The organism is Mycolicibacterium bacteremicum, from assembly GCF_002086115.1.
Classification (GTDB): Bacteria; Actinomycetota; Actinomycetes; order Mycobacteriales; family Mycobacteriaceae; genus Mycobacterium; species Mycobacterium bacteremicum.
On the sequence record NZ_MVHJ01000006.1, the window covers coordinates 66,707 to 90,563 of the forward strand.

A 23,857-nucleotide genomic window follows, 5' to 3' on the forward strand; every position below is an offset into this window, starting at 1 on the left:
AAACTCGAGGTTCGTCTTTCTGCCCCGCGGGGTACTCACACTTTGGTTCAGCTCCGAGCCATCCCTCAGCACTAGCTCTGAACAGGGGAAACTCGGATGCCTAGAACTGACCACCAGTATGCCGAAATCGCGGAGATGATCCGTGTGCTGCGCGCCCACGAGCCCGACTCCAAGGTGCACCGGCGACTCTATGACGACATCATCTCCCAAATCATGCCGCTGGCCGAGCACGTGGCTCAGCGCTACAGCGGCCGAGGACAGCCGTACGACGACCTACACCAAGTCGCCTGTATCGGACTGATCAAGGCGGTCAACCGGTTCGATCCCGAACGCGGTGCCGACTTCCTGTCCTTCGCCGTCCCGACCGTGATGGGCGAGGTCCGCCGGCACTTTCGGGATACGGGATGGGCGGTCAACGTGCCGCGCCGGCTCAAGGACCTCAGCCTGCAGCTGACGAAGGCCCGCGAGGAACTGACCCGCACGCTGGGTCACGCGCCGACGGCCAGCGAGATCGCCACGCACCTGGGTATCGAGCGCGAAGAGGTCGTGCAGGCCACCGTCGCCGCCAGCCACTACTCGACGGTGTCCACCGATCGACCCACCGGAGACGACGGCGACGATTTCTCGCTGAGCGACACCCTCGGCGGCGTGGACACCCGATTGGACAAGATCGTCGACGTCGAGACCGTGCGGCCGCTGATCGCGAAGCTGACCGCGCGCGAACGCACCGTGCTGAATCTGCGTTTCTTCGACGATATGACCCAGACCCAGATCGCCGCGCAGATGGGTTGCTCGCAGATGCAGGTGTCCCGGATCCTGGCCAAGGCGCTGGATTCGCTGCGCAAGCAGGCCGAGGCGCAGATGGTCGAGCGGCCGCGGTCCAGCGCCGCGGCCTAGATCAGATTTCGTCGGGGTCGGCACGCTCGGCGATCACCGCGAGCCGCCACGTGCACTCGCGGTTACGCGGGGCCACCCCCAGCAATTGCACCGGGTCGGGCACCCAGCGCAATGGCGCGCTGACGGCCACCTCGGTCATCGCAATACGGCATCCGCCGGACTCGGTATCACTCAACTGCATGGTGATCCGCGCTTGCGCCGCGGGCCGCACCTTGGCCAACAACACCAATTCGCGGCCCGGGTCGCATTTCTCGACCACCGTCTCGTCGTCGATGACCGCGGGCCAGGTGCCGATGGAGTGCAGGATGCGCGATCCCGGCGCGGGCCAGTGGGAGCTGACGGCCCGGATGCGGCTGTTGCCGACTACCCATCCGGAGTAGGTCCACCCGTCGGCCAGGACATCCCACACCTGCTGTCGGGTGGCGGTGGTGTCGCGGGTGACGGTCATGCGCGCACCTGCCCGGCCCGATCCCAGACCCGATGCAGGCCGACCGCGGCGACCAACTGCGCGGTGAACGCCTTGTCGGCGTCGTCGGCGATCAGCAGACCGGCACCCTTGACCGGAATCAGCGCTGCCTTCAGCAGTGCCGCACCGTCGCCCCAGGCCCCGATCGCCTTGCAGTGCCGGTAGGCCTCCTGCAGCAGCACGGTCAGTTTGACGTCGGTGGCCGTCGTCCCGGCGGCGACGAGCACGGCATCGAATTCGATGGACCGGGCAGTCAGGAAGGTGCGTTCGACGATGACGCTGCGCCGTCCGGACCTGAGGACGCCACCGACCGGCGCGGTTACCAGCGGTACCGCCCCCTTGGCCAGAATTGCCTTGACCAGCTTGGCAACCGATGCCAGGTCGGAGCCGGCATCGGCGATGATGCCGATCTTGCGGCCGGCAATCGGACCAGGTTCGGCGTAGACCTGCGAGAGCGCCGGGGACGGCGTGACGTCGGTGGGCGGGTTGCCTTTCGGCGCCGGAAGTCCCAGCCCCGCCGCCACCTTCTCGCACAGCGCGGTGTCCACGTTGGCGAGCACCTGCAGTTCTCGCTCCTTGATGGCCTGCTCGTAGCATTTGCCGAGCTCGAAGGTGAAGGCTTCGGCGAGGTGGTCCTGCTCCACCGGGCTGAGGCTGCGGTAGAACATCGCGGGCTGGGTGAAGTGGTCGTCGAACGACAGCGGCTGGGCCCGTACCACCTGGCCTTCCTCCCGGCGCGGCGTCTGCACATAGCCGCCCTCGCCGGCCGTCGCGGGACGGGGTTCATCATTGTCGATGCTGTTGGGCCGGTACGGCGCAACCCCGGTGTGAATGGCCGTCTGGTGCATGCCGTCGCGGAGCATGTCGTTGACCGGGCAGTGCGGCCGGTTGATAGGCAACTGGGTGAAGTTCGGCCCGCCGAGTCTGGTCAACTGGGTGTCGAGGTAGGAGAACAGACGCGCCTGCATCAGCGGGTCGTTCGTCGGTTCGATACCGGGCACCAGATTCCCGGTGTGGAATGCCACCTGTTCGGTCTCGGCAAAATAGTTGGTCGGGTTGCGATCGAGGGTCAACTTGCCGATCAGGGTGACCGGGACCAGTTCCTCCGGCACGATCTTGGTCGGGTCGAGCAGGTCGATGCCTTCGAAGGTGTGTGTGCCGTCATCCGGCATCACCTGAATGCCGAGTTCGTACTCCAGGTAGGCGCCGGCCTCGATGCCGTCGGCCATGTCGCGGCGGTGGTAGTCGGGATCGCATCCGGCGGCGATCTGGGCTTCCTCCCACACCAACGAGTGCACGCCGGCGGCGGGCTTCCAGTGGAACTTGACCAGAGAGGTCTCACCCTTGGCATTGGCCAGCCGGAACGTGTGCACCCCGAACCCCTCCATGGTCCGATAGGAGCGCGGGATGCCGCGGTCGCTCATGTTCCAGAAGACGTGATGGGTGGCCTGGGGATGCAGGGACACGAAATCCCAGAAGGTGTCGTGTGCCGACTGTGCCTGCGGGATTTCACGATCCGGGTGTGGCTTGGCCGCGTGCACGATGTCGGGGAACTTGATGCCGTCCTGGATGAAGAACACCGGCATGTTGTTGCCGACCAGGTCGAAATTGCCTTCCTCGGTGTAGAACTTGACGGCAAAGCCGCGGGTGTCGCGCACGGTGTCGGCCGAACCACGGGAGCCGAGAACCGTCGAAAAGCGGGTGAAGACCTCGGTTCTGCGCCCCTTCGACGCCAGGAAGCCGGCTCGTGTGTACCTGGCGGCGTTGCCATAGGCCTCGAAGTGGCCGTGTGCCGCAGCTCCACGGGCGTGCACCACCCGCTCCGGAATTCGCTCGTGGTCGAAGTGGGTGATCTTCTCCCGCAGGTGAAAATCCTCAAGCAGGGTCGGCCCGCGGTCGCCCACCTTGAGCGAGTGATCGGTGTCGGGTAGCCGGAGCCCCTGCGCGGTGGTCAGCATCGCGCCCGACTGCGCCCGCGCATCGGCGACACCGTCGTGATCCTCCGTCACCCCGGTGGGGCCGGCCGGCTTGGGCGCGGCCTGATCGGGCTTGCGTGCGGGCATCGGAACTCCTGTCCTCGGCTGTAACCAAGTACGCGCACGTCGAATCTCGCCGTGCCGCAGCGGAGGTACCCCGGTGGCGGCGATCGAATCGGGCGAGTGCTGTCCAGATCCCGCACGGTTGTCTGGCCAGATTGCGCGGCAAGCCGCCGACGGGAGGGGCCACCGCTAGGGAACGACAATGCAGGATTTGAATTTCGAGAGCAACGACCACGGGGAGACCGAAGAATCCTTCGTGAAGGTCGCCGCCAGGCACGGACCCTCACCGGTGTCGCGCTGGGCGGTGTCCAGCAGCGCCGCGTAGCGGTGCGTCTTGCCGAGCAAGACGACCTCGCCGTCCTGCTCCGGCAAAATGGTCCCGGAGTACTGGGCACCGGGCACCATGGCGACCGCGCCGGTGTTGATGGCCAGCATGGTCGTCCCGAAATCGGCGGTCGCGTCCCGTTGCAACGAATCCGCCAACTCGACCAACCGCAGGATCATGGCCGCATCGGCCAACAGGGGTCGCGCCGCGGGCAGCTCCCCGTCGGTACCGGACAGCTGGTCGGGCAAGCGCCGCCTCTTTCCAGAAGCAGTGACAGCTACTTGTGCCGAATATCCTTACCGTACAACATTATTCGTGGCCATCGATGGTGAGAGCTTCGCTTCATCGGACGTCGCGGTGCCCGGAGATTTCGTTTCCCAACCCCGGTTTGATGGCCTTCGAGCCGGGTAGACCCTCGATTATCGCGACGTGGCGGCCGTCGGCGCTGCGCGCGTGGGTCTCACTAACAAGGGAGATCGCGATGCCACCTGTGATCCACCGGGGCACTTGATGGCCCGCAGAGCTTTTCGCCTCACACTACTGCCGCTGAGGGTGGTGGCGATGCTGTTGTTCGTCCTCACCAGCTGTCCGTCGAACCGGCGCATGCCGGGCCCGGCTGGCCCCGGCCAAGGAAGAGACCCGGTCGGCCGCCCTGGCCATCGATCTCTGGCAACGCGGCCGGTCCTCACGCCAGCTCGTCGATGTTCAGCTTTCGAATGCGCGTGACGAGGTGGCGAAGAGTTACGACAGCATTTCTGTGCTGCGGGCCGAAGACCCGACGGACCTGTACCGCCAGACACTGCTGGTCCAGGTGATGACCGACATCGTCGCCGCGCTCAACCGATCCCACGCCGCCGTACGCGGCCTGCCCGGCAGCGGTGCGCCAACCGATCTGCGCTCGCAACTGCTCGCCGCGGCCGACCGACTGGAACGCGACTACTGCTGATGAAGAAGCTGTTCGCGTCGCGCTCGGGGTGCTCAACGCCATCGGCGGGTTCCTGGACATCGGCGACCTGGTCACCAATGCCGTTGTCGGATCGCGGTTCGGCCTCGCGCTGGCCTGGGTGGTCCCGGTCGGCGTCATCGGAATCTGCCTATACGCGCAGATGGCCGGTCGGGTCGCCGCCGTCAGCGGGCACACCACCTTCGAGATCATCCGGAACGGCTCGGTCCACGGGCCCCGTGCTGCGCACCGAATGAGTCGGGCTAGCGGACGACGAACGACAGCTCACCGATCCCGTCGATGCCGCCGCGCACCTGCTGGCCGCGCGTGATCGGGCCGACGCCGGCCGGGGTGCCGGTCATGATGAGGTCACCGGGCGCCAGCGTGACCGACCGCGACAGGTGGGCGATGACATCGGCGACCGGCCAGATCTGGTCGCCCAGATCGCCGACCTGGCGCAACTCGTCGTCGACGGTGATCCAGATGCGTCCGCTGAGCGGGTCCACCGACGCGGCGGGCACCAGGGCCGACACCGGGCCGGAGGCGTCGAAACCCTTGGACAGGTCCCACGGCCGCCGGTTCTGCTTCGCGGCGTCCTGCAGGTCGCGTCGAGTCAGATCGACTCCGACGCCGTAGCCCCACACGTGGTCCAGAGCGGATCCGGCGTCGATATCGGATCCGCCCGAGGACAGCGCCACCACGAGTTCGATTTCGTGGTGCAGATTCTCGGTCTGCGGCGGATACGGCACCTCATGCGCCGGTCCGCCGGCATACCCGTCGGCGACGGTGAATACGGCGTCGGCCGGCTTGGTGAAATAGAACGGCGGCTCGCGATCGGGGTCGGTGCCCATCTCGCGCGCATGGTCGGCGTAATTACGGCCGACGCAGTAGACCCGACGAACCGGGAAGCGCTCGGCGCTACCCGCGACGTCCAGTGTGGTGCTGTCGATGGCAAACATCACCGGCCAGCCTATCGCCGCCTCGGTTACCGGGCCGCTTCTCCGGGTAGCCAGCCATCATGAGTCGCGGGTCCTCGTTCGAGGTGGTCATCATCGGCGGCGGGAACGCGGGCATCAGTGCTGCGGCTCGCCTGATCCGGCAGGGCGTGACCAGCGTCGCGGTCATCGAACCCCAATCCGTGCACACCTACCGTCCGCTGCTGTCCTACGTCGGAGGCGGGCAGGCCACCCGGCGTGCGGCCGAACGCATGCAGCGCTCGGTCACACCGAAGGGATGCACCTGGGTGCAGGATGCCGCCATCGCCGTCGACCCGGCCGGCCACACCGTCACCTGCGCCGAGCACGAGACCCTGCGCTATGAGCACCTGATCCTGGCCCCGGGCCTGGAGGTCGACGACGAGGAGCTGCCGGGTGTGTTCGCCGCGCTCGACACCGATTCGGTGGCAAGCAATTACGTGAACCGCGCCGAGCAGACCTGGCGGCTCGTCGAGTCGATGCCGGCCGATGGCCGGGCGGTGTTCACGGTGCCCCGGCCGCCGGTCAGCTGCACCGGGACCACACTCAAACCACTGTTCCTGGCCGCCGCACACTGGCAGCGCGTCGGGCGGCCCGTGCACATCACGCTGGTGATCGACCGCCCCGGCCTGCTGGGTATCGCCGGGCTGGACTACCGGTTGGGGCGGCGACTGGCCCAGCTCGGCGTCGATACGTTGCTGTCCACCACGGTGACCGAGCTGGATCCCGCGCAGTGCGAGATCGGCGTCGACAGCGGTGACGGTGTCGTGCGCCGGCTCGGCTACGACATGCTGCACCTCGTTCCGCCCTTCCGCGGACCGCGGTGGCTGGTCGATTCGGGACTGGCGGACAGCACATCTCACGGTCTGATCGATGTGGACCCACTCACGCTGCGCCACCGCATCCACGACAACGTGTGGGCTGCCGGGGATGCCGCCACCGTGGACACCGACCCCTCCGGCGGGGCGTTGCGCCGCCAGATCGCGGTACTGGTCGACAATCTGGTCGCCGTGCGCAACGGCACACCGACGACCTCGGTGTACGACGGGTACACCGTGGCACCGATCACCACCGATGCCCACAAGCTGATCGCCGGTGAGTTCGACCGCACCGGTGCCGCGGCGTCCTCGCTACCGTCGATACTCGATCCCTTCAAGCCACGGCGCAGCGCATGGGCGTTCGACCGGTACGGCCTACCGCAGATCTACTGGAATTTCATCCTGAAGGGCCGGCTGTGATCCGGCATCGTCAGGACGACCTCACACACACCCACTGACGCTGATCCGGCGACCGAAGTTGGCGCACACGTTCACATTCGGCGCGGGCGGCGGTGGCACGTAGGCCGGCGGCGGCAGTGCACTGTCGAGATAACCCAGCGGGTCGGTACAGCCGGACACATTCACATGGAATCCGCCGACCGATCCACACACGGTCGCGCCGGCAGTCGGCATCGGTGCGACGCCGAGCGCACCGGCGACGACGGCCACGCCCACCAGCAGTCGGGTAAGTGCCATGACGGGTCAGCCCAACACGTCGTGCTGCAGGGGTGCCGTCACGTTGCAGCGTGCCCGCAGGTCGGTCAGGGGTTGGCGGATGCCGCGAATTTCATTGGCCGTCTGGGGATTGGCAGCCAGATAGCCGCGCGCCTGCTCCTTGATCTGCTCGGGCGGCAGGCCCTCCAGTCCGGTGAGAAACGCGTTCACGTCGGGGTGGGTGAACAGGTATCCCGACATCGCAATGTTCACCCCGCCCGCCACGCCGGCCACGTCGGCTGCGGTGCAGTTGGGTGGCGGTTCGGCGGCGGCCGGCGCCGTCACCGCGAACCCGGCCGCCACGGTCATGGCGGCGATGGTGAAGCCTGTGCGCAACGTCGACATCGGGCACCTCTTTCGTCGATCGGGCAGATGACGCGATCATTGTGACCGACGTGGACGCCGTTGTCTGCGGGTCCAGCGGAGTCGGTGGTCCGGTCAGCCCCGCGGCGACAGCCGCACCGGCAGCCGGTCGATCCCGATCCCCACGTTGTGCACCGGGCCACCACCCGCCCACACCGGCTCGCCGGCCAGTTCGATGTCGTAACCCGCTGCCAGCGCTGCGAACACGACCTGTACCTCCTTGCGCGCCAGGTTGGCGCCGAGGCAGAAATGCACGCCACCCCCGCCGAAGGACAGGTGCGGGTTGGGTGATCGCCGGATGTCGAACCGGAACGGCTCGGCGAAGACCGTCTCGTCGCGATTGCCCGACGGATACCAGAACAACACCCGGTCACCGGCCGCGATATCCTGGCCACCGATCGTCACATCACTGTTGGCGGTGCGGCCGAAGAACAGCACCGGGCTGGCCCAGCGGATCGCCTCGTCGGCCGCGGTGACGGCGAGCTCCGGCTGCGCCCGCAGATCGGCCAACTGCCCGGGGCAGTCCAACAGCGCGATCAGCCCCTGGGTCAACGCATTTCGGGTCGTCTCGCTGCCGGCGATGGCGAGGATGAGAAAGAACATGTCCAGCTCGAACCCGTCGAGCCGGCCCGCGAGTTTGGTCCACACGTCGTCGGTGGGATGCTCGCGTTTGTGGGTGCTGAGCCGCTGCGCATAGTCGAACAGCTCGACCTGATAACCGAGCCGGTCCTGCTCGCTGTACCCGTTGTACGGGTTACCGGTCCGCAGCAGCAGATCGGTGCGCTCGAACACCCAGGGCCGGTCGGATTCCGGGATACCGACGATGTCGGCGATCAGGTGCATCGGCACCTGATATGCGATGTCGCCGACGAAGTCGCATGTTTCGCCGGTGGCCGCGTTCGCCAGGATGTCCCCGGTGCGCTCGGCGATGAGCTGCTCGAGGCGGCCGATCATCCGTGGGGTGAACTCCGAGGTGATGATGCGGCGCATCTCGGCTTGGTCGGGCGGGTCCATCGAGACCAGGGTGCGCCCCGCCGACAGCAGCGGGTCCGGCGCCATCATCGGCCCGCCGGCGGCGCCGAACGTCTTCCAGTCGCGGTTGGCCTGCTGGATCTCGGGGTGGGTGACGATGGACCAGAACGGGATGGGCGGGATGGCGGGGCGGTCCTGGACCGCGTGGTGCCGGTGCACCGGCCCGCGACCACGCAGTTCGGTGAACAGGTCGTGCGGAAAACCGTTGGCGTACAGCGCCGGATCGGTCAGGTCGATGTCCAGGACATAGTTCATGTCGGCTCCCCTACGGCTTGGCGGATAAGTGCGCGGACGGTGTCGGCATCCGGTGCCGCACCCAGCAGCAGGCGTCGGTAGACCAATCCGCCGGCCAGCATGTCGACCAGCGCGTCGGCGTCGGTGTCGCGCGCGACATCGCCGCGGTCCCGGGCCCGTTCCACCGCGTCGATGGCCTGTTGCCGGCAGCGCCCGGCGAAGGTGTGCAGAGTGTCGCGGATGGTGGCGTCGTTGGTGGCCTCGGCCAGCAGTGCCGGCAGGATGGCGGCGAGTTCGGGCTCGGCAAGCATGTCGGCGATCGGCAGCAGCGCGGCGAACAGGTCGTCGACGAAGCAGCCCGTGTCCACCCCGTCGGGCGGTTGGGTGATCGATACCGCAATGTGCTGGAACAGTACGTATTTGCTGCCCCACCGCCGATAGATGCTGGCCCGGCCGACCCCGGCGCGGGCCGCGATGCCTTCGATGGTCGCCCCGCCCCACCCCTTTGCCGCCACCTCGGCGATGGTCGCATCCACGATGGCGGCGTCCAGCCGGCTGTCGCGGGGGCGACCCCGCCGCGTCATCGATGTGGTGACGGTCACACTCGAATACTGAACCCATTAGTTCCGGAATTCAAGCGTCTCGTAAAACTGGCATGCGGATCACCGGGCGGCGGGTAGGGTTCCGGCGTTCACGCGCAACTGGTCCGACCGGCGGGGTGATCTCGCTGGCCGCCTATTCGTGCGGCTGTGGGCGCAGACCGGTGGCGCACTGGCACCGATCGCCGCGCTGCGCGAGACCAGCATCATCTTCGGCGCACTGATCGGCTCGGTGTTCCTGGGTGAGCGGCTCGGCGCCCGACGGGCCATCGCCGCGGCCGCGGTGCTGGCCGGTGTGGTGTTGATCAGTATCGGCTGACCTGCCCGGTTCCCGGCTTGGCTAGGCTCGCCAGATGACTGTGGCCCGGGCCCGAGGCTGATCGCCTGCATGTTCATCATCATCTTGAGCTCGGTTCTCGGGCTGGCACATCTGTACGTGTGGAAGCGATTGATCAAGGACACCACCGGACCGGGCCGCACCCGCAGGCTGCTGACGGCCGCGTTCCTGGTGTTGGCGGCGCTGTTGGTGATGACCCTGATGGTCCCGCGGTTCACCGGACTGGAGGAGTCGGCATGGTTCGCCTGGCCCGGCTACATCTGGTTCGCCCTCGTCGGGTACCTGCTGCTGGCACTGCTGGTGCTGGAGCCGGTGCGGCTGGTGCTGCGCGGCTGGGCCAAACGCGGGAACGACTCCGGCTCCGCCGCTCCCGCCGCACCGATCGATGCCGGGCCGCCGACACCCGGGCCGCCCACCACCTCGGCCGTCAACCGGCGAGTGTTCCTGGCGCGTACGTCCGCGGTCGCCGCCGGCGTCGCGGCGTCGGGCCTGGTCGGCTACGGCGCCGCCACGGCGCTGGGACCGCCGAACATCCTGCAGGTGCCGATCCGGTTGCCGCGACTCGACCCGGCGTTCAACGGGTTTCGCATCGCGGTGGTCTCCGACATCCACCTCGGCCCACTCCTGGGCCGTAAACACACCGAACGAATTGTCCGGATGATCAACGAGACCGACGCCGATCTGGTGGCCATCGTCGGCGATCTGGTGGACGGGACCGTCGAGACGCTGGGGCATGCCGCGGAGCCGCTGCAGGATCTGGTGTCGCGCGAGGGATCGTTCTTCGTCACCGGCAACCACGAGTACTTCGTCGAGGACACCGTGCCGTGGCTGCGGGAGTTGGACCGGCTGGGGGTGTCCCCGTTGCGCAACGAGAGCACGCCCATCCGGCGCGGGGCTGCGTCGTTCACGCTGGCCGGGGTGAACGACCTGGCCGGCGAAGAACGCGGCGACCCACCGGATTACGACCGCGCGCTGGGCGGTATCGACCCCTCGAAGGCCACGGTGCTGCTGGCGCACCAGCCGGTGATGGTCGAGGAGGCGGCGGCGCGCGGAGTCGACCTGCAGTTGTCCGGGCACACGCACGGCGGGCAGACCTGGCCGTTCCAGTACATCGTCGAGGCGGTGCAGCCGTCGCTGGCAGGGCTGTCGACCCACCAGGACACCCAGCTCTACGTCTCGCGTGGCGCCGGCTTCTGGGGGCCGCCGGTGCGGGTCGGGGCGCCGCCGGACATCTCGGTGCTGACGCTGAACTCCGAGCAGTGAGTCAGGAAGGATTGGTAGCGGACACCCCGCTGACCGCCGCATGCTTGGCCGCCAAGAGATGGGTGCGCATCACCGATTCCGCCCACGGCGCGTCACGAGCGCGAGCGGCGTCCACCAGCTCGAGGTGATGGGCCATGCTGCGCTGCAACTGTTCCGCCGAGTAGCGGTGAAAAGTGCGGTAGACGACGGCGGGGCGCACCACCGCCGACACCGCGGATGCCAACGCCCTGTTCCCGCTGCCGTCCAGGAAGCGGTCGTGGAAATCGCGGTTGAGCTCGCCGATCAGGCGCATGTCCGGCGTCCCGGCGACCAACGCCGCCATCCGTTCGGCGAGCTCTTCGAGCTCGTCGATGTCCCCGTCGCTGAATCGTGGCACCGCCAGCGCTGTGGCCTGAGGCTCCAGCATCACCCGCACGGAGAAGAACGCATCGATCTCGTCGGCGGTGTAGGACACCACCTGCGCCCCACGGTTGGGCGAGACGACCACCAGTCCCTCGGCGCCGAGTCGGCGCAACGCCTCGCGCACCGGGGTGCGGCTGAAACCCAGTGACTCGGCGAGGGCGGACTCTTTCAACCGCATGCCGGGCGTGATCTCGCCGGCGGCAATCCGTTCGGACAGCAGTTGATAGGCCTGCCCCGCAGCATCGAGTCGTTTGGTCGGCAACGTCACTCCGGCCACGCGGCGGCCGCCAGCTCGTCCCGGCTGCCGCCGCGCGATACGAACGACACCGGGCGTCGTCCGGTCTGCTCGGCGACGAAGTGCACGATGTCGCGGTAGCAATCCAGATCGATACCGGTGTCCACACCCAGCATGTCGCAGACGTGCAGGAGATCCTCGGTGGGCGCATTGCCGAGTACCTCGGGGTCGCCCGGGAACCACATGTCACCGCCGAGACCTCCGAACGCAGTCTCCAGCCAGTCCGCCCCGGCACCCATCGCAGCGATCGCATTGGTCATTGCCAGACCGTTGCGGTTGTGCAGGTGAACTCCTATATCGAGGTGCGGGTGGCGTTCTCGCACGCGCTGGATGCCGGCAACCATCTCATAAGGATGCTCCATGCCAGAGGTCGCCGCGAGGTACACCCCGTGCGCACCCGCATCCACGGCGGCATCGACGACGGCCATGGTGCGGTCCCAGACGACCGGACCCGAGGCCGGCGCGAAGAACGCGCAGGCGACACCGACCGCGAGGTCGGCGCCCGATTCACGCACCAGCGGCCCGATCTCGGCGAGCTCGGTCAACAGCTGGTCGGTGGTGCGGTTCTGGTTGCGCCGGCTGACCTCTTCGTCCGCGGAGATGACGACGGTGATCTCGTCCAGTCCGGTCTGCACCGCCCGTTGCGCACCCCGCAGGTTCGGCACCAGACCTCGGTACCGCACACTTTGTGGCCGTGGCACTTTGGCCATGATCTCGGCCGCGTCGGCGAGCTGCGGCAGCACCGACGGATGCGCGAATGACACCGCCTCGATCTCCCGGACACCGGCATCGATCAACCGCTGCACCACCTCGACCTTGACCTCGGTGGGGAGCACCGGGTCGAAGACCGCTTGCAGCCCGTCGCGCAACCCGACCTCAACAACGCGGATCTGCCCGGGCAACGCCGGTAGGACGCTCATGCCACGCCCGCCTCCCGCAGGCGCGCGACCTCGTCTGCGGTCAGGCCCAATTCACCGGTCAGCACCTCATCGGTGTGTGAGCCCAGACTGGGTCCCACCCAGCGGACCTTGCCCGGTGAGCGCGTCAACCGGGGAAAGACGTTCTGCATCGCCACCGGTCCAAGCCGGTCGTGGGACACCTCGATGATCGACTGACGGGCACGATAATGTTCGTCGGCCAACATCTCGGGGGCACGGTAGATCTGACCACACGGGACCCCGTGCTCTTCGAGGAGCTTCTCGACCTCGGACACCGCCAATCCACGGGTCCACTGCGCGATGAGATCGTCGAGTTCGGCCTGCCGTTCGCCGCGCGCACCGTGGGTGGCAAACCGCGGATCCTGGGCCAACCCGGGCTGGCCCATGGCCTGCGCCAACCGGCCGAACACGGTGTTCTGATTCGCCGCGATCAGCACCCAGGAGTCGTCAGAGGTCGGATACACGTTGCTGGGGGCCACATTCGGCAGGACGGCACCGGTACGCTCGCGCACGTAGCCGGTCTGCTGATATTCGGGCACCAGCGACTCCATCATCGCGAGCACTGCTTCGTAGATCGCCGAGTCGACCACCTGACCGAGGCCGGTCCGGCTGCGGTCATGCAGGGCGGCAAGCGCGCCCAGGGTGCCGTAGGTGGCGGCCAGCGAATCGCCGATCGAGATGCCGTTGCGACTCGGCGGGTTGCTCGGATCGCCGACGACATAGCGCAATCCGCCCATGGCTTCGCCGATGGCACCGAAACCCGCCCTGCCCGAGTAGGGTCCGGACTGGCCGAATCCCGAGACCCGGACCATGATCAGACCCGGGTTCTCCGCGGCCAGCTCGTCATATCCCAGCCCCCACTTCTCCATGGTGCCGGGTCGGAAGTTCTCGACGACGATGTCGGCGCGGCGGATCAGCCGCCGGGCCAGGTCCTGTCCCTCGGGAGACCGCAAATTGCAGGTGACCGAGCGCTTGTTCCGCGCCACCACCGACCACCACAGCGACTCCCCCGACGGACGCTGATGTCCCCATTCCCGCATGGGATCACCGCGGCTGGGATCTTCGAGTTTGATGACGTCGGCGCCAAGATCGCCGAGGAGTTGCCCGCAGAAGGGACCCGCGATGAGCTGCCCCATCTCGACGACCCGGATACCGACCAACGGGCCTGACGCCGTGACATTTTCGTTCTGGTTTTCCACCAGATTCTCCTCTTCGTTCATCGAATGCCCACCCTTGCCTTGACTCGCCGCTCGATGGCCAGCATCGCCAGCACCGGCCCGAGTGCGAGCAGCCCGATGAACAACACCTGGCCGGCGATCTGCTCGACCCGGACATTGGCGACATTGTTGACCAGTTCACGACCCAGACCGATGTCGGCACTGAACATCTCGGCCAGCACCAGCCCCAGGAACGTCAGGCCGAAGCTGATCCGCAGCGCGACCATCACCGTGGGCAGCAGCGCCGGGACCACGATCTTGGTGACACGCTGCCACCAGGACAGCTCCAGTGCGTCGCCGAGGCGTACCAACTTCCGGTCCAACGTCGTGGTGGCACCCATGACCAGCAGCGCCACCGGAAAGACCCCGTGCAGGAACGCGAAGACGATCCGGCTGGGTTCGCCGAGGCCGAGCAGCAGCAGGAAGATCGGGTAGAGCGTGACCTTGGGAATGCTGTAGAGGGCGAACAGCGGGGTCTGGAAAACTTTGGACCAGAATTGGGACTGCCCCAGAACGAATCCGACGGCTGCACCGACCACCGCGGCGAGCACCCATGAGACGACCAACAACCGTACCGAGGTGAGCACACTTTCCTGGTACACGGGACGTTGCAGGTCGTCGAAGAGTCCGGATACGGCCTGCAACGGGCCGGGGAACACCAGGCTGTCCACGACGGCCGCGACTATCGCCCACAAGATCACCAGAATCACCGGTACCACCAGCAATCCGAGGAGCCCCCGGGCGGCGCCGATGGCGTGCATGCGTGGGGTCTTGACTGCGTCGAGCGTGGCGGTCATCGGGCCACCCCCGGCTGCCGTTTGGCCAGGAGGGCGAATATCGAGTTCACCACACCGGCCAGGATGAACACCAGCAGCACCCCGGCATACATGTCGGCGAAGGAGAAGTCGTTGTAGGCGCGCGAGATGAAGTGCCCGAGACCGGAGGTGGACAGCACGAACTCACTGGCCAGCACGCCGATCAGCGCGTAGGACAACGCTAATCGGGACCCGGTGACGATGTGCGGCAGCGCGGCCGGAACGAGGATCTTCGTCGCGCGGGAGAATCGGCTCATCTGCAGGGACTGCGCCAGTCTGATGGTCGTGGTGGGTGTTGCGTCCAGACCGGACAGCGTCGACGTGATCACCACGACGATGGCGAACATGGTGCCGAGCAGCACGATCGGCAGAACGCCGACCCCCAGCACCGCCACGATCAACGGGTACAGGGCGAAAGTGGGGATGGCGTAGTAGATGGTCAGCCACGGCTCCACGACCCGGCGTGCCGGCCTGATCTCCCAGAGCAGCACGCCGGCCATCACACCGAGCACGATCGCCAGGACGAAGGCCAGACCGATCGCCGACAGTGACGGCACCAGGGCTTCCGACCAGAACTCGCCGGAACCCAGCAGCTTGGTAAGCCGGACCACCATCTCGCTCAGCGGGAGTACAGAAAACCGGTCCACCAGACCTGTTCTGGGCGCCAGTTCCAGAAACGCAGCGGTGCCCGCGGTGATCACCAGTACCCAGCCGCGTACTGACAGGCCGAGTCGACGCTCCACCGCCGCCTTCCCGGTGGCCTTCTCGATGCCGATGGGCGCCACCGTCGTCGTCATGTTCTGACCGCCTGTTCGGCCATGGCCCGCTCGGCCTCGCCGCGAATTTTCTGCCACACCAGCTCGATCAGGCGTGCCGCCTCCGGCGACCCCAGCAGATCGGGGCTGCGTTCGGCTGGGAGGTCGACCTGGAAGTCATCGAGGATGGTGCCCGGCCGTGCGCTCATCACGAGCACCCGATCGGAGAGCAGCACGGCCTCGGAGATGCTGTGCGTGACGAACAGGACGGTGGTCTTGCTGTCGCGTGCCACCTTCAACAGTTCCAACCCGAGTACGGTCCGGGTCTGCTCGTCGAGGGCACCGAACGGTTCGTCGGCGAGGATCAGATCCGGCTGGGTGGACAGGACCCGCGCAATCGCGGTGCGTTGGCGCATACCACCGGAAAGTTGATGCGGATACGCATCGGCGAAGTGCGACAACCCAACCCGGCGCAGCGTGTCCTCGGCGATGCGCTGGCGCTCACGTTTGGGTACACCCTGGGTCTCCAGCGCGAACGCTGCGTTGTCGAGCACGGTGCGCCAGGGCAGGACCGCGGCCTCCTGGAAGACGATGCCGGTCTGGCGTCGCGGACCGGACTGTTTGGCCCCGTTGAACGTGACATGCCCCGAGGACGGTGTCTGCAGCCCGCCGATGATGTCGAGCAGCGTGGACTTTCCGCAACCCGACGGCCCGACCAGCGCAGTGAACGAGCTTGCGGTCAGCGTGAGATTGGTTGTCGCCAGGGCCCGCACCTCCCCGAAATGGCGGTCGACGCCGTGGACCTCGACTTCGGTGCCGGTGTTGGTGTCTGTCATGGCAGTTCACCCTTGTTGTTTTCGGGCAGGTAGTCGGTGGTGGCCAGCGATTTCCAGTCGACGGATTCGATGCCGTCGGTGAGCGCGAGGCCCTGGGCGGCGGCATTGAGGGCGTCGGCGCTGAAGCTGACGCTCCAGTGGCCGGCATTCACGGCGTTGGTCACCAGTTCGGCGGCTACCTGCGGGTCGATATTGGTCGACTCGACCCAGACGGTCGCTGCTTCGGCCGGGTTGGCCGTGATCCACTCGACGGACTTGCTGTATCCCTCGAGCAACGCCTTGGCCTGCTCAGGGTTCTGCCGGGCGTAGTCGCGACCGCTTACGATGACGGTCTGCTGGTAAACCGGAACAAACTCGGAACTGTCCACCACGACCTTGAGGGCACCCTTCTGTTCGGCGACCAGTCGCGGCGACGCGTAGGCCACGTCCACCTCGTCTGCCTCCAACAACGCGACGCCTGCGCCGGTGCCGCCGGTCGACTTGCGTTCGACGCCCTGCAGGCCGGCGGCCTCGGGAACCAGGAACGACATCGCCTCGGTGACCGAACCCGGGTTGGTGAATCCCCAACGCTTTCCGGCTGTTTGGTCGACTGCTGTCAACGGGGAGTTCTCCAGCGCCACCCACAGCACGTCGGACACCGACTGCACACCGCCGCCGATGGCCTGTACGGGTGCTCCCTCCTGGAAGCCCTTGACGACTGCGCCGGTGGCTACCTCGCCGAAGGGCAAGCGTCCGGCCACGACGTTCTGCAGCGTGGTGCCGCCGCCCTCGGCCGGCACGATCTTGTCGATGACCACGCCGGCTTCCTCGAAGAAGCCCTGGGCCTGTCCGACCTTCCACGGCAGTCCGTACAGGTCATCGGGGTGGGTCACGGAAATTTCGATGCCGGTCGCACCATCGGCGGACTGCGAGCCGGATCCCGATCCAGAACCGCAACCGCTGAGTACAAGCGCTGTTGCGCCCGCTGTCGCGACCAGGCCGATCCATCGACGCATGACTTCCTCCAACTGTGATGTGGACCATAAGCTGCTCCCATAGTGCATACAATCACGGCCAGAGTCAACCGTCCGCGCAGGTAATTAGCTGCGCAAACCTAGCTTTTGTACACAACTTATCGTCATCCGGACAGCGCGCCGCCGACGAACAGTTCGGCGACCGCCGTCGCGGTCAGCTCGACGAATCCGAATGAACGACGAGTCCGGCGATCACGGTGGTCAGCGCCGCGTGGGCCTGCTCTGCGCCGATGTCACCGGCGATGACGGCGCGCGCCACCGCGTCGGCGGCACCCAGGATCGCATGGATGGCCGCGTCCGGAATCTCACCGCTGCCGGCAAAAGGTTGCAGTGCGGCCCGGCACTTGCTGCCGAAGGTCTGGTCGGCGTCGCGCCGGATGCGGTCCAACTCGGGTGAACCGGCAAGGGCGGCAACGAGTCCGGGGAGCTCGGTGCCCTCGCTGACGGCGCACCCGATATAGGCGTCGGCGATGGTCTGCGCGATCATGCCCAGATCGCCGGGCGCGGCCGACAAGGCGGCGTCCAGCGCCGCATGCTGACGTTCGTCGAAGGCGCGGTACAGCTCGGCGAGGACTCCCGCGCGTGTGCCGAAGTGGTTGTACACCAAGGGTTTGGCGACGCCGGCGCGCTCGGCGATACGGGCCAGGGTCAGCGCGTCACTGCCCTCGACGCGGATGAGTTCGCCGGCGACGTCGAGCAGCTGGGCGTGGCGTTGCGCCTTCGACATGCGTTTTTTGATCAGCTCGGTCACTGGTGGCCACACCCCTTCCGCCCATGCAAAGTTACGAATAGTAAGTTACCAATCGTAAGTTAATCAGACTCTACCGGGAGACATGATGCACTCGCTCGTTCTCTTCGCCCATCCACAGCCCGACTCGCTGACCGCCGCCACCGCACACCTGGTGGCGACCGAACTTGCCGCCCGGGCCGGTGACACCAGCGAGGTCGCCGACCTGGCCGCCGAGGGCTTCGACCCGCGCTTCACCGCCGCCGATCTCGCGGTGATGCGCGGACAGCGGCCGGTACCCGACGATGTACGCCGCGAACAGGAACGGGTCGAGCGTGCCGATGCGGTGGTGTTGGTCTATCCCGTGTACTGGTGGGGTATGCCCGGTCTGCTCAAGGGGTGGATCGACCGGGTCGTCACCTACGGCTGGGCCTACGGGGACGGTGCGGCGCCGGCAGATGCGCTCGGCCGCCGGGACATCCACCTGGTCGCACTCGCGGGCACCAACGTCGGTACCTACCAGCGGCATGGGTACACCGAGTCGATGCGAACCGGCATCGAGCACGGCATCTTCGAATACTGCGGCACCACGGTGGCGTCATCACACTTCCTCTACGACACCGAGCAGGGACCGATCCCGGTGGCGGACACGGTCGCGGCCGTGGTCGCCGATGTGCGGATGTCCTATGCCGAACGGGTGTCGGGGACAACCGTCGCGTCCTGCTGACGCCGGGCGTTTCGGGCGAACGCCGCTAATTGCGCCGCGGATCATCCGGGGTGGTCGTGGAGATGAAATCGTCGATCAGGTCGATCACCTCGGCGGGGGCCTCCACCTGAGCGAAATGCCCTATGCCGGGCAAGATTTCGAGTCGGCAGTCGGGCCGGGCCTCCAGCGCCGAGTACGCATGGTCGACCGGGATGATGTTGTCGTCCTCGCCCCAGATCGCCAGTACCGGTAGGCCTTCGCGCAGATTGAGCCTGTTCAGCGCACTGACCGACTGGCCGCGGTAGTCGACCACCGACCGCAGCGTCCGCAGGAACGCCTCCCGCGTCTCCCCGTCGGCGAAGGACGAATAGGCATTCCAGATCTCCGCGCCGCGCGGGGAACGCAGGCCCGCCGCCGTCAACCAGGACCGCACCGCGTTACCGGCCCGCAGCACCGGCGGCGGCGCGATCACCGGCATCACGAATTCGGCACCGGGCGCGGCGAGCAGTCGCAGGATCCACCCCACGTCCGGGCCCAGTCCCCCGCTGCCGATCAACACCAACCGGCGGCAGTAGTCGGGATGCTGGTACAGGAACTGCATCGCCACCCCACCGCCCAGCGAGTGCCCCACGACGGTGGCCGACTGCACGCCGAGTTCATCGAGCAGATCCCGCAGGCCGACGGCGAACGCGCCCAGCGAATAGTCGGTGCGCGGCTTGGAGGACTGCCCGTGGCCGAGCAGGTCGGGGGCGATCACCCGGTACCTCTTGGCCAGCTGGGGCAATACCGCCCGCCAGGTCTCCGCGCTGCCCGCCATCCCGTGGATGAGCAGCAGGACCTCGTCCCCACTGCCCTCGTCCACGACGGCCTGGCGCACCCCGTGAATCTCGACGAATTTCGTTTCGGCCACGTCAGCTCCCGTCCCCTCCGGCCCGAGCCTACTGGCCGGTAACCGACTTCGACAGGGATCGTCCCGCGCGGGCGGCGAACACCCCGTGCAGGACCACCGTCACGCGGAATCCGCAGAGCACGAGAATGTGCACCAGGTAGAGCCAGAGCGCCAACGCCGACACCGCACCGATCACGGGCATACCGCCGAACGGGGCCGACCATTCGATCGGGATGGCCAGGAACAGCAGAAAGCCCTGTAGGAAGCCGGCCAGGATGGCGCCGGTGCCGAACGCGCCCGCCACCAACGATTTGATGCCGAACCGACCGGGCGCGATGAGCCCGTACACCCCCACCAGTGCCGTCGAGACCGCGATCCAGACGACGTGGAATCCGACGAACACGCCCCACGCCAGCGACCACCCGGTGCCGGTGTACAGCGGGGCCACATACGGCGCGGAGGCCAGCACCGCGAGGACCAGGAACGGGGCCACCGCGGCCACCCCGAGTAGACCGGCCCGCCCGCGCCAGCCGGTGAGTTTGTCTGTCTCAGGGGTCAACTGGACGAATGCCCGGCGCAGACCCTCGCCGTACAGGCTGGCCGGGAACAGCACCACCAACGCCTGCCACCACGGCATCGCCAACGCGACCGCGGTCAGGGTGCGCAACGCCTCCGGGGTGCCGTGCCCGGACGGCAACCCGGTGATCGCGGCCTCCATCGACGAGCGCACCGCGTCATGCCCCACCAACGCGCCGGCCGCCCACAACGCCACCATCGCCAGCGGCACCAGCCCGATCACCCCGAAGTAGGTGGCCCCGGCCGCCCACAGCGCGAGATCCGCACCGGGAAACGTTCTGCTGACCTGTGCCGCCAGCCTGCGGGCCCGGTTCACCGCGATGCCCACCGGTGCGACGCAGCGGGCTGGCAAGCTGGCACCATGACCGCGCAGCCACCCGCCGACGACGGCGACACGGGCTGGTCGGCGCTGCACGGTGGCGTGCAGCCCTCCCGCGTCGTGCGGGGCTGGCTGTCGCTCGTGCGAATGTTGGCCTCCGGTCCGGTCGTTCGCATTCCGCCCGACGTGCTGTCGGTACTGGGTGTGCTGGCGCTGGTGGGTGCCTGGGCGGCCGTAACGGGACCCGGCTGGCCGGCATTGAGCGTGGCGCTGGTGATCGCGGCCGGTGTGCTCGACGGTCTGGACGGCGCGGTGGCGCTGCGCACCGGCAAGGCCCGTCCGCTGGGCGCGGTGGTCGATTCGGTGGCCGACCGTCTCGGTGATCTGTTGCTGGGTGCGATCCTGCTGGCACTGGGCGCCGCCCCGGGCTGGGTGATCGCGGCGCTGACGCTGGTGTGGCTGCTGGAGTATGTGCGCGCCCGCGCCCAGGCAGTCGGGATGCCGGGCGTGGGGACGGTCACCGTCGCCGAACGCCCGACCCGGCTGATCGTGGTCGGCTTGGCGGCGGCCGGGGCCGCGGTGTCGTGGTCCGGGGTACCGCTCACCGGGTGGACCTGGGGCACCATGCTCGCCATCACCTGGACCGCCGTCGGACTGGTCGGTCTGGCGCAGCTGCTACCCGCGATCCGTCGCTCGATGCCTTCGTCGTTCCCGCCGGACCGATGAGGCCGGTGACGATCTCGGCGGACATCAGCACCAGCGGGATGCCGCCGCCCGGATGCGCCGAACCGCCCACCAGGTAGAGCCCGGGTAGCGGACTGCGGTTGGCGGGCCGGCGCAGCGCCGCACGCGGTCCGTGCGAGGCCGTGCCGTAGATGGCTCCGCCCGGCGCGCCGGCACGGCGCTCCAGGTCCGCGGGCGTGATGGTCTCGACGAAGCGGATCCGGTCGCGCACATCGGCGCCCCGGGCGGCCAGCACATCCAGGACGTGCCCGGTGTAGCGCTCGCGCAGACCCGGTTCGTCCCAGTCGACACCGCGCGCCGGGTCGTGGGCCGGGGCGTTGACCAGGACGAACCAGCCCTCCGAATCGTCATCGGGCCGCAGCGCCGGGTCATCGGGCGCATGCACGTAGATGGTGGGATCGGCGACGGGCACCGGGCGTCGCCCGAAGATGGCGTCGAACTCGGCGTCGTAGTCGGCAGGGAAATAGACCCGGTGCGCGGCGCCCGGCCGGCGCCCGGTCAATCCGAGTAACAGGGCGAACCCCGCCATGGAACGCGGGGCGCGGCGCGCCCGGCGCCGGGCGCTGCGGATCGCGCCCGACGGCAGCAGCCGCTCGTAGAGCACCGCGGCATCGGCATTGCTGACGACGATGTCGGCGGCCACCTCGCGGCCGTCGACCCGCACCCCGGTCGCGCGGCCCTCGCGCACGCACACCGCCTCGACCGGCATCGCGGTGTGCACCTCGACGCCGAGCGCACGGCACCGCTGCGCGAGTGCCTCCGCGATGCGTCGCAGACCGCCCGGCACGTACCAGGCGCCGAACTCCTGCTCGACGAATGCGGTCACCGACAGCACCGCAGGGGTGCGGCGCGGGTCGGATCCGGAGTAGGTCGCATAGCGGTTCAGCCAGGTGCGCAACCGGGGGTCGGGCAGCAGCCGCCGGCCCAGCCCGTCGATGGTCAGCCACGGCGCCACCAGGCGCAGATCCGCTGGCCGGGTGCTCATGCGCGCCATGGCCGGAAGGGAGATCGGGCGGCGCAGCACCGGTTCGCCGACGAGCTCCCACAGCCGCCGCGACCGGTCATGCAGATGCCGCCAGGCCGTGCCGGCGCCGGGACCGAGTGCGGCGTCCAGTGCCGCGGGCACCGCGGCGGCATCGTGCGGCAAGGTCAGCGACGTGCCGTCACCGAAGATGTACGAGCACGCCGGATCGACCGGGCTGAGCGCTAAGTCGAGCGGCGCCCCGGTGTCGGTGAACACCTGCTGCAGCACGGCGGGCAACGTGAGCAACGACGGACCGGTGTCGAAGGTGAAACCGTCACGCTGAAGCAGGCCGAGCTTTCCGCCCACCGTGTCGGCGGCCTCGAACAGCGTCACCGCGTGCCCGGCCGCAGCCAGCCGCGCCGCGGCCGCCAGCCCACCCAGGCCGGCACCGATCACCACCACCCGGCTCACAGCGCCCGACCCTTCCACCGCAGCGAACCCCGGACCCGGCCGACCCAGGAGGAGGCCAGCAACTCCAACAGCATCAGCACCGAAAAAGGGTGTGCCACAGCATCGATGAGGGCGCCGCGGGCAGACGGAGCGCACCACCGCGCGGACGGGAGGCGCCCGGCCACTGCGGCGAGATAACCGACGGCCCCGATGCGGGAGCCGGTCGTCGCGGCGACCGGGGGCAGCACGTATACGACGGCGAAGGCGACCGCGACCGCGACCGCGCCCAGCGGGGAGCCGAACGCCGCCCACAGCGATTTGCGGTAGCCCTCGCGCAGTTCGCGACCGTTGTCGTACATCCGGCAGGTCGCGATGGCGGACCCGTCGGCGACGCCCGTCCGGCCACCGGCCGCGCGGATCGCGCGGGCCAGCGCGATGTCGTCGAGCACCGCCCCCGACACCGACTGCCAGCCACCGGCGCGGGCCAGGGCGTCGGCCTCGACCACGAGGAACTGGCCGTTGGCCACCGCCATCGAGGCGCGGCGTGACCGCTCCGCCAGGCGCAGCGGCAGCGTCGTCAACCACGACCAGGCAAGTAGCGGCTGGATGAGCCGTCCGGACAGACCCGTGCTCAGTTGGCGGGGCCAGGGGCTCAGCAGATCCAGCGGCTCGGCGCCCCGCAGCACCGCGACCGCGGCGGCCACCGCGTCCGGGGACAGCACCACGTCGGCGTCGACGAACACCAGGATGGCGCCGCGCGCTGCGGCGGCCAGCTGCGCGCACGCATGGGGTTTGCCCAGTGTTCCGGGCGGAGGTGCGGTACCGGCCAGCACGCGCAGGCGGGTGTCGGAGCCCGCCACGGCGTGGACGACATCGGCCGTGCCGTCGGTGGAGTCGTCGTCCAGGATCAGGATCTCGACATCGGCGAGGCCGCGTTGGCCCAGCAGTGAGCGAATGGTCGGCGCGATGCGGTGGGCCTCGTCGCGCGCCGGCACGAGGATGGACACCGGCACGGTCACCGGCTGTGGCGTCGACGGCGGACGTCGCAGGTACCGTAGGTTGAGTAGCTGGTGCGCCGTACCGAGACACGCCAACGACGAACCCGTGACGATGAGCGTCCGGAACAGTCGGTCACGTCGCGCTTCGGGCACCTGCAAACTCTACGGAGGCCTCACCCCGTCCGCCACCACGCGGTGGCGGACACGCG

At 68.2% G+C, this 23,857-nt stretch carries 27 protein-coding genes; 7 read left to right on the forward strand and 20 right to left on the reverse strand.

Annotated features, from left to right (window positions below):
- Nucleotides 1-96 precede the first annotated feature (96 nt).
- Complete coding sequence (locus BST17_RS08950; protein ID WP_083057240.1) at nt 97-897, forward strand: SigB/SigF/SigG family RNA polymerase sigma factor; 801 nt, start codon at nt 97-99, stop codon at nt 895-897.
- A 1-nt stretch (nt 898) separates the two neighbouring features.
- Here BST17_RS08950 and BST17_RS08955 read toward each other — a convergent pair whose 3' ends face one another.
- The 3 genes from BST17_RS08955 to BST17_RS08965 all read right to left on the reverse strand — a co-directional run bounded on the left by BST17_RS08955 (nt 899) and on the right by BST17_RS08965 (nt 3,975).
- Nucleotides 899-1,345: an SRPBCC family protein gene (locus tag BST17_RS08955; protein ID WP_083057242.1), complete on the reverse strand. Its 447-nt coding sequence runs from the start codon at nt 1,343-1,345 to the stop codon at nt 899-901.
- Nucleotides 1,342-3,426, reverse strand: a complete 2,085-nt coding sequence (locus tag BST17_RS08960; RefSeq protein WP_083057243.1) for a catalase — start codon at nt 3,424-3,426, stop codon at nt 1,342-1,344. Before BST17_RS08960 ends, BST17_RS08955 begins: the two co-directional genes overlap by 4 nt.
- A 165-nt stretch (nt 3,427-3,591) precedes the next feature.
- Nucleotides 3,592-3,975, reverse strand: coding sequence for a hypothetical protein (locus BST17_RS08965; RefSeq protein WP_083057245.1), 384 nt, complete (start codon nt 3,973-3,975; stop codon nt 3,592-3,594).
- A gap of 482 nt (nt 3,976-4,457) precedes the next feature.
- Between BST17_RS08965 and BST17_RS28675 the strand changes: the two genes are divergently transcribed.
- Nucleotides 4,458-4,673: a hypothetical protein gene (locus BST17_RS28675; protein ID WP_109750058.1), complete on the forward strand. Its 216-nt coding sequence runs from the start codon at nt 4,458-4,460 to the stop codon at nt 4,671-4,673.
- Between the two features lie 260 nt (nt 4,674-4,933).
- Here the strand turns inward: BST17_RS28675 and BST17_RS08980 are convergent, their stop codons facing one another.
- On the reverse strand, nt 4,934-5,629 hold the full coding sequence (locus tag BST17_RS08980) for a fumarylacetoacetate hydrolase family protein (RefSeq protein ID WP_083057247.1): 696 nt from the start codon (nt 5,627-5,629) through the stop codon (nt 4,934-4,936).
- A 59-nt stretch (nt 5,630-5,688) separates the two neighbouring features.
- On the opposite strand from BST17_RS08980, the gene BST17_RS08985 reads away from it, so the two are divergent.
- A complete protein-coding gene (locus BST17_RS08985) occupies nt 5,689-6,882 on the forward strand; it encodes an NAD(P)/FAD-dependent oxidoreductase (protein WP_083057248.1) in 1,194 nt (397 codons plus the stop codon).
- Between the two features lie 21 nt (nt 6,883-6,903).
- Here the strand turns inward: BST17_RS08985 and BST17_RS08990 are convergent, their stop codons facing one another.
- The 4 genes from BST17_RS08990 to BST17_RS09005 form a co-directional block, all read right to left on the reverse strand.
- Nucleotides 6,904-7,158, reverse strand: coding sequence for an RNA-binding protein (locus BST17_RS08990; RefSeq protein ID WP_083057250.1), 255 nt, complete (start codon nt 7,156-7,158; stop codon nt 6,904-6,906).
- 6 nt (nt 7,159-7,164) lie between these two features.
- Entirely contained in the window at nt 7,165-7,521 is a 357-nt protein-coding gene (locus tag BST17_RS08995; RefSeq protein WP_083057252.1) for a heme-binding protein, read from the reverse strand.
- A 93-nt stretch (nt 7,522-7,614) separates the two neighbouring features.
- A complete protein-coding gene (locus BST17_RS09000; RefSeq protein ID WP_083057253.1) occupies nt 7,615-8,826 on the reverse strand; it encodes a cytochrome P450 in 1,212 nt (403 codons plus the stop codon).
- Nucleotides 8,823-9,407 carry a TetR/AcrR family transcriptional regulator gene (locus BST17_RS09005; RefSeq protein WP_083057255.1) on the reverse strand — a complete coding sequence of 195 codons (585 nt, stop codon included), beginning with the start codon at nt 9,405-9,407 and terminating at the stop codon, nt 8,823-8,825. The genes BST17_RS09000 and BST17_RS09005 overlap by 4 nt, the downstream gene beginning before the upstream one ends.
- 139 nt (nt 9,408-9,546) lie before the next feature.
- On the opposite strand from BST17_RS09005, the gene BST17_RS28680 reads away from it, so the two are divergent.
- Together BST17_RS28680 and BST17_RS09010 are read left to right on the forward strand one after the other, a co-directional pair.
- Nucleotides 9,547-9,723, forward strand: a complete 177-nt coding sequence (locus BST17_RS28680; RefSeq protein ID WP_234807599.1) for a hypothetical protein — start codon at nt 9,547-9,549, stop codon at nt 9,721-9,723.
- A 69-nt stretch (nt 9,724-9,792) separates the two neighbouring features.
- On the forward strand, nt 9,793-11,004 hold the full coding sequence (locus BST17_RS09010) for a metallophosphoesterase (RefSeq protein WP_083057256.1): 1,212 nt from the start codon (nt 9,793-9,795) through the stop codon (nt 11,002-11,004).
- Between the two features lies 1 nt (nt 11,005).
- Here the strand turns inward: BST17_RS09010 and BST17_RS09015 are convergent, their stop codons facing one another.
- The 8 genes from BST17_RS09015 to BST17_RS09050 all read right to left on the reverse strand — a co-directional run bounded on the left by BST17_RS09015 (nt 11,006) and on the right by BST17_RS09050 (nt 18,026).
- The gene (locus BST17_RS09015) at nt 11,006-11,683 is read right to left on the reverse strand and encodes a GntR family transcriptional regulator (protein WP_207573597.1); all 678 of its coding nucleotides are present in this window, start codon (nt 11,681-11,683) and stop codon (nt 11,006-11,008) included.
- Nucleotides 11,671-12,621, reverse strand: a complete 951-nt coding sequence (locus BST17_RS09020; RefSeq protein WP_083057258.1) for a hydroxymethylglutaryl-CoA lyase — start codon at nt 12,619-12,621, stop codon at nt 11,671-11,673. The genes BST17_RS09015 and BST17_RS09020 overlap by 13 nt, the downstream gene beginning before the upstream one ends.
- On the reverse strand, nt 12,618-13,859 hold the full coding sequence (locus BST17_RS09025; RefSeq protein WP_083057259.1) for a CaiB/BaiF CoA transferase family protein: 1,242 nt from the start codon (nt 13,857-13,859) through the stop codon (nt 12,618-12,620). Before BST17_RS09025 ends, BST17_RS09020 begins: the two co-directional genes overlap by 4 nt.
- Complete coding sequence (locus BST17_RS09030; RefSeq protein WP_083057261.1) at nt 13,856-14,653, reverse strand: ABC transporter permease; 798 nt, start codon at nt 14,651-14,653, stop codon at nt 13,856-13,858. The genes BST17_RS09025 and BST17_RS09030 overlap by 4 nt, the downstream gene beginning before the upstream one ends.
- Complete coding sequence (locus BST17_RS09035; protein ID WP_083057263.1) at nt 14,650-15,468, reverse strand: ABC transporter permease; 819 nt, start codon at nt 15,466-15,468, stop codon at nt 14,650-14,652. Before BST17_RS09035 ends, BST17_RS09030 begins: the two co-directional genes overlap by 4 nt.
- Nucleotides 15,465-16,262 (reverse strand): ABC transporter ATP-binding protein, encoded by a 798-nt coding sequence (locus tag BST17_RS09040; protein ID WP_083057264.1) that lies wholly within the window; start codon nt 16,260-16,262, stop codon nt 15,465-15,467. Before BST17_RS09040 ends, BST17_RS09035 begins: the two co-directional genes overlap by 4 nt.
- Nucleotides 16,259-17,134 carry an ABC transporter substrate-binding protein gene (locus BST17_RS09045; RefSeq protein ID WP_165762251.1) on the reverse strand — a complete coding sequence of 292 codons (876 nt, stop codon included), beginning with the start codon at nt 17,132-17,134 and terminating at the stop codon, nt 16,259-16,261. The genes BST17_RS09040 and BST17_RS09045 overlap by 4 nt, the downstream gene beginning before the upstream one ends.
- A gap of 295 nt (nt 17,135-17,429) precedes the next feature.
- Nucleotides 17,430-18,026 (reverse strand): TetR/AcrR family transcriptional regulator, encoded by a 597-nt coding sequence (locus tag BST17_RS09050; protein WP_207573598.1) that lies wholly within the window; start codon nt 18,024-18,026, stop codon nt 17,430-17,432.
- Nucleotides 18,027-18,111: 85 nt separating this feature from the next.
- Here BST17_RS09050 and BST17_RS09055 point away from each other — a divergent pair, with 85 nt between their 5' ends.
- Complete coding sequence (locus BST17_RS09055; RefSeq protein ID WP_083057531.1) at nt 18,112-18,729, forward strand: NAD(P)H-dependent oxidoreductase; 618 nt, start codon at nt 18,112-18,114, stop codon at nt 18,727-18,729.
- A 25-nt stretch (nt 18,730-18,754) separates the two neighbouring features.
- Here the strand turns inward: BST17_RS09055 and BST17_RS09060 are convergent, their stop codons facing one another.
- Both BST17_RS09060 and BST17_RS09065 read right to left on the reverse strand, forming a co-directional pair.
- Nucleotides 18,755-19,618, reverse strand: coding sequence for an alpha/beta fold hydrolase (locus BST17_RS09060; RefSeq protein ID WP_083057268.1), 864 nt, complete (start codon nt 19,616-19,618; stop codon nt 18,755-18,757).
- A gap of 28 nt (nt 19,619-19,646) precedes the next feature.
- The gene (locus BST17_RS09065; protein ID WP_165762252.1) at nt 19,647-20,525 is read right to left on the reverse strand and encodes a YhjD/YihY/BrkB family envelope integrity protein; all 879 of its coding nucleotides are present in this window, start codon (nt 20,523-20,525) and stop codon (nt 19,647-19,649) included.
- Nucleotides 20,526-20,534: 9 nt separating this feature from the next.
- Here BST17_RS09065 and BST17_RS09070 point away from each other — a divergent pair, with 9 nt between their 5' ends.
- Nucleotides 20,535-21,218: a CDP-alcohol phosphatidyltransferase family protein gene (locus tag BST17_RS09070; protein ID WP_083057269.1), complete on the forward strand. Its 684-nt coding sequence runs from the start codon at nt 20,535-20,537 to the stop codon at nt 21,216-21,218.
- On the opposite strand, the gene BST17_RS09075 is transcribed toward BST17_RS09070, so the two are convergent.
- Both BST17_RS09075 and BST17_RS09080 read right to left on the reverse strand, forming a co-directional pair.
- Nucleotides 21,127-22,671: a phytoene desaturase family protein gene (locus BST17_RS09075; RefSeq protein ID WP_083057271.1), complete on the reverse strand. Its 1,545-nt coding sequence runs from the start codon at nt 22,669-22,671 to the stop codon at nt 21,127-21,129. The genes BST17_RS09070 and BST17_RS09075 overlap by 92 nt on opposite strands.
- The gene (locus tag BST17_RS09080) at nt 22,668-23,801 is read right to left on the reverse strand and encodes a glycosyltransferase family 2 protein (protein WP_234807600.1); all 1,134 of its coding nucleotides are present in this window, start codon (nt 23,799-23,801) and stop codon (nt 22,668-22,670) included. Before BST17_RS09080 ends, BST17_RS09075 begins: the two co-directional genes overlap by 4 nt.
- Nucleotides 23,802-23,857 lie beyond the last annotated feature (56 nt).

Excerpts from the sequence above, each read along its gene's own strand:
- BST17_RS08950 (WP_083057240.1), top strand. The coding sequence starts at position 97 with ATGCCTAGAACTGACCACCAGTATGCCGAAATCGCGGAGATGATCCGT.
- BST17_RS08955 (WP_083057242.1), bottom strand. The coding sequence starts at position 1,345 with ATGACCGTCACCCGCGACACCACCGCCACCCGACAGCAGGTGTGGGAT.
- BST17_RS08960 (WP_083057243.1), bottom strand. The coding sequence starts at position 3,426 with ATGCCCGCACGCAAGCCCGATCAGGCCGCGCCCAAGCCGGCCGGCCCC.
- BST17_RS08980 (WP_083057247.1), bottom strand. The coding sequence starts at position 5,629 with ATGTTTGCCATCGACAGCACCACACTGGACGTCGCGGGTAGCGCCGAG.
- BST17_RS08985 (WP_083057248.1), top strand. The coding sequence starts at position 5,689 with ATGAGTCGCGGGTCCTCGTTCGAGGTGGTCATCATCGGCGGCGGGAAC.
- BST17_RS08990 (WP_083057250.1), bottom strand. The coding sequence starts at position 7,158 with ATGGCACTTACCCGACTGCTGGTGGGCGTGGCCGTCGTCGCCGGTGCG.
- BST17_RS08995 (WP_083057252.1), bottom strand. The coding sequence starts at position 7,521 with ATGTCGACGTTGCGCACAGGCTTCACCATCGCCGCCATGACCGTGGCG.
- BST17_RS09000 (WP_083057253.1), bottom strand. The coding sequence starts at position 8,826 with ATGAACTATGTCCTGGACATCGACCTGACCGATCCGGCGCTGTACGCC.
- BST17_RS09010 (WP_083057256.1), top strand. The coding sequence starts at position 9,793 with ATGTTCATCATCATCTTGAGCTCGGTTCTCGGGCTGGCACATCTGTAC.
- BST17_RS09020 (WP_083057258.1), bottom strand. The coding sequence starts at position 12,621 with ATGAGCGTCCTACCGGCGTTGCCCGGGCAGATCCGCGTTGTTGAGGTC.
- BST17_RS09025 (WP_083057259.1), bottom strand. The coding sequence starts at position 13,859 with ATGAACGAAGAGGAGAATCTGGTGGAAAACCAGAACGAAAATGTCACG.
- BST17_RS09030 (WP_083057261.1), bottom strand. The coding sequence starts at position 14,653 with ATGACCGCCACGCTCGACGCAGTCAAGACCCCACGCATGCACGCCATC.
- BST17_RS09035 (WP_083057263.1), bottom strand. The coding sequence starts at position 15,468 with ATGACGACGACGGTGGCGCCCATCGGCATCGAGAAGGCCACCGGGAAG.
- BST17_RS09040 (WP_083057264.1), bottom strand. The coding sequence starts at position 16,262 with ATGACAGACACCAACACCGGCACCGAAGTCGAGGTCCACGGCGTCGAC.
- BST17_RS09055 (WP_083057531.1), top strand. The coding sequence starts at position 18,112 with ATGCACTCGCTCGTTCTCTTCGCCCATCCACAGCCCGACTCGCTGACC.
- BST17_RS09070 (WP_083057269.1), top strand. The coding sequence starts at position 20,535 with ATGACCGCGCAGCCACCCGCCGACGACGGCGACACGGGCTGGTCGGCG.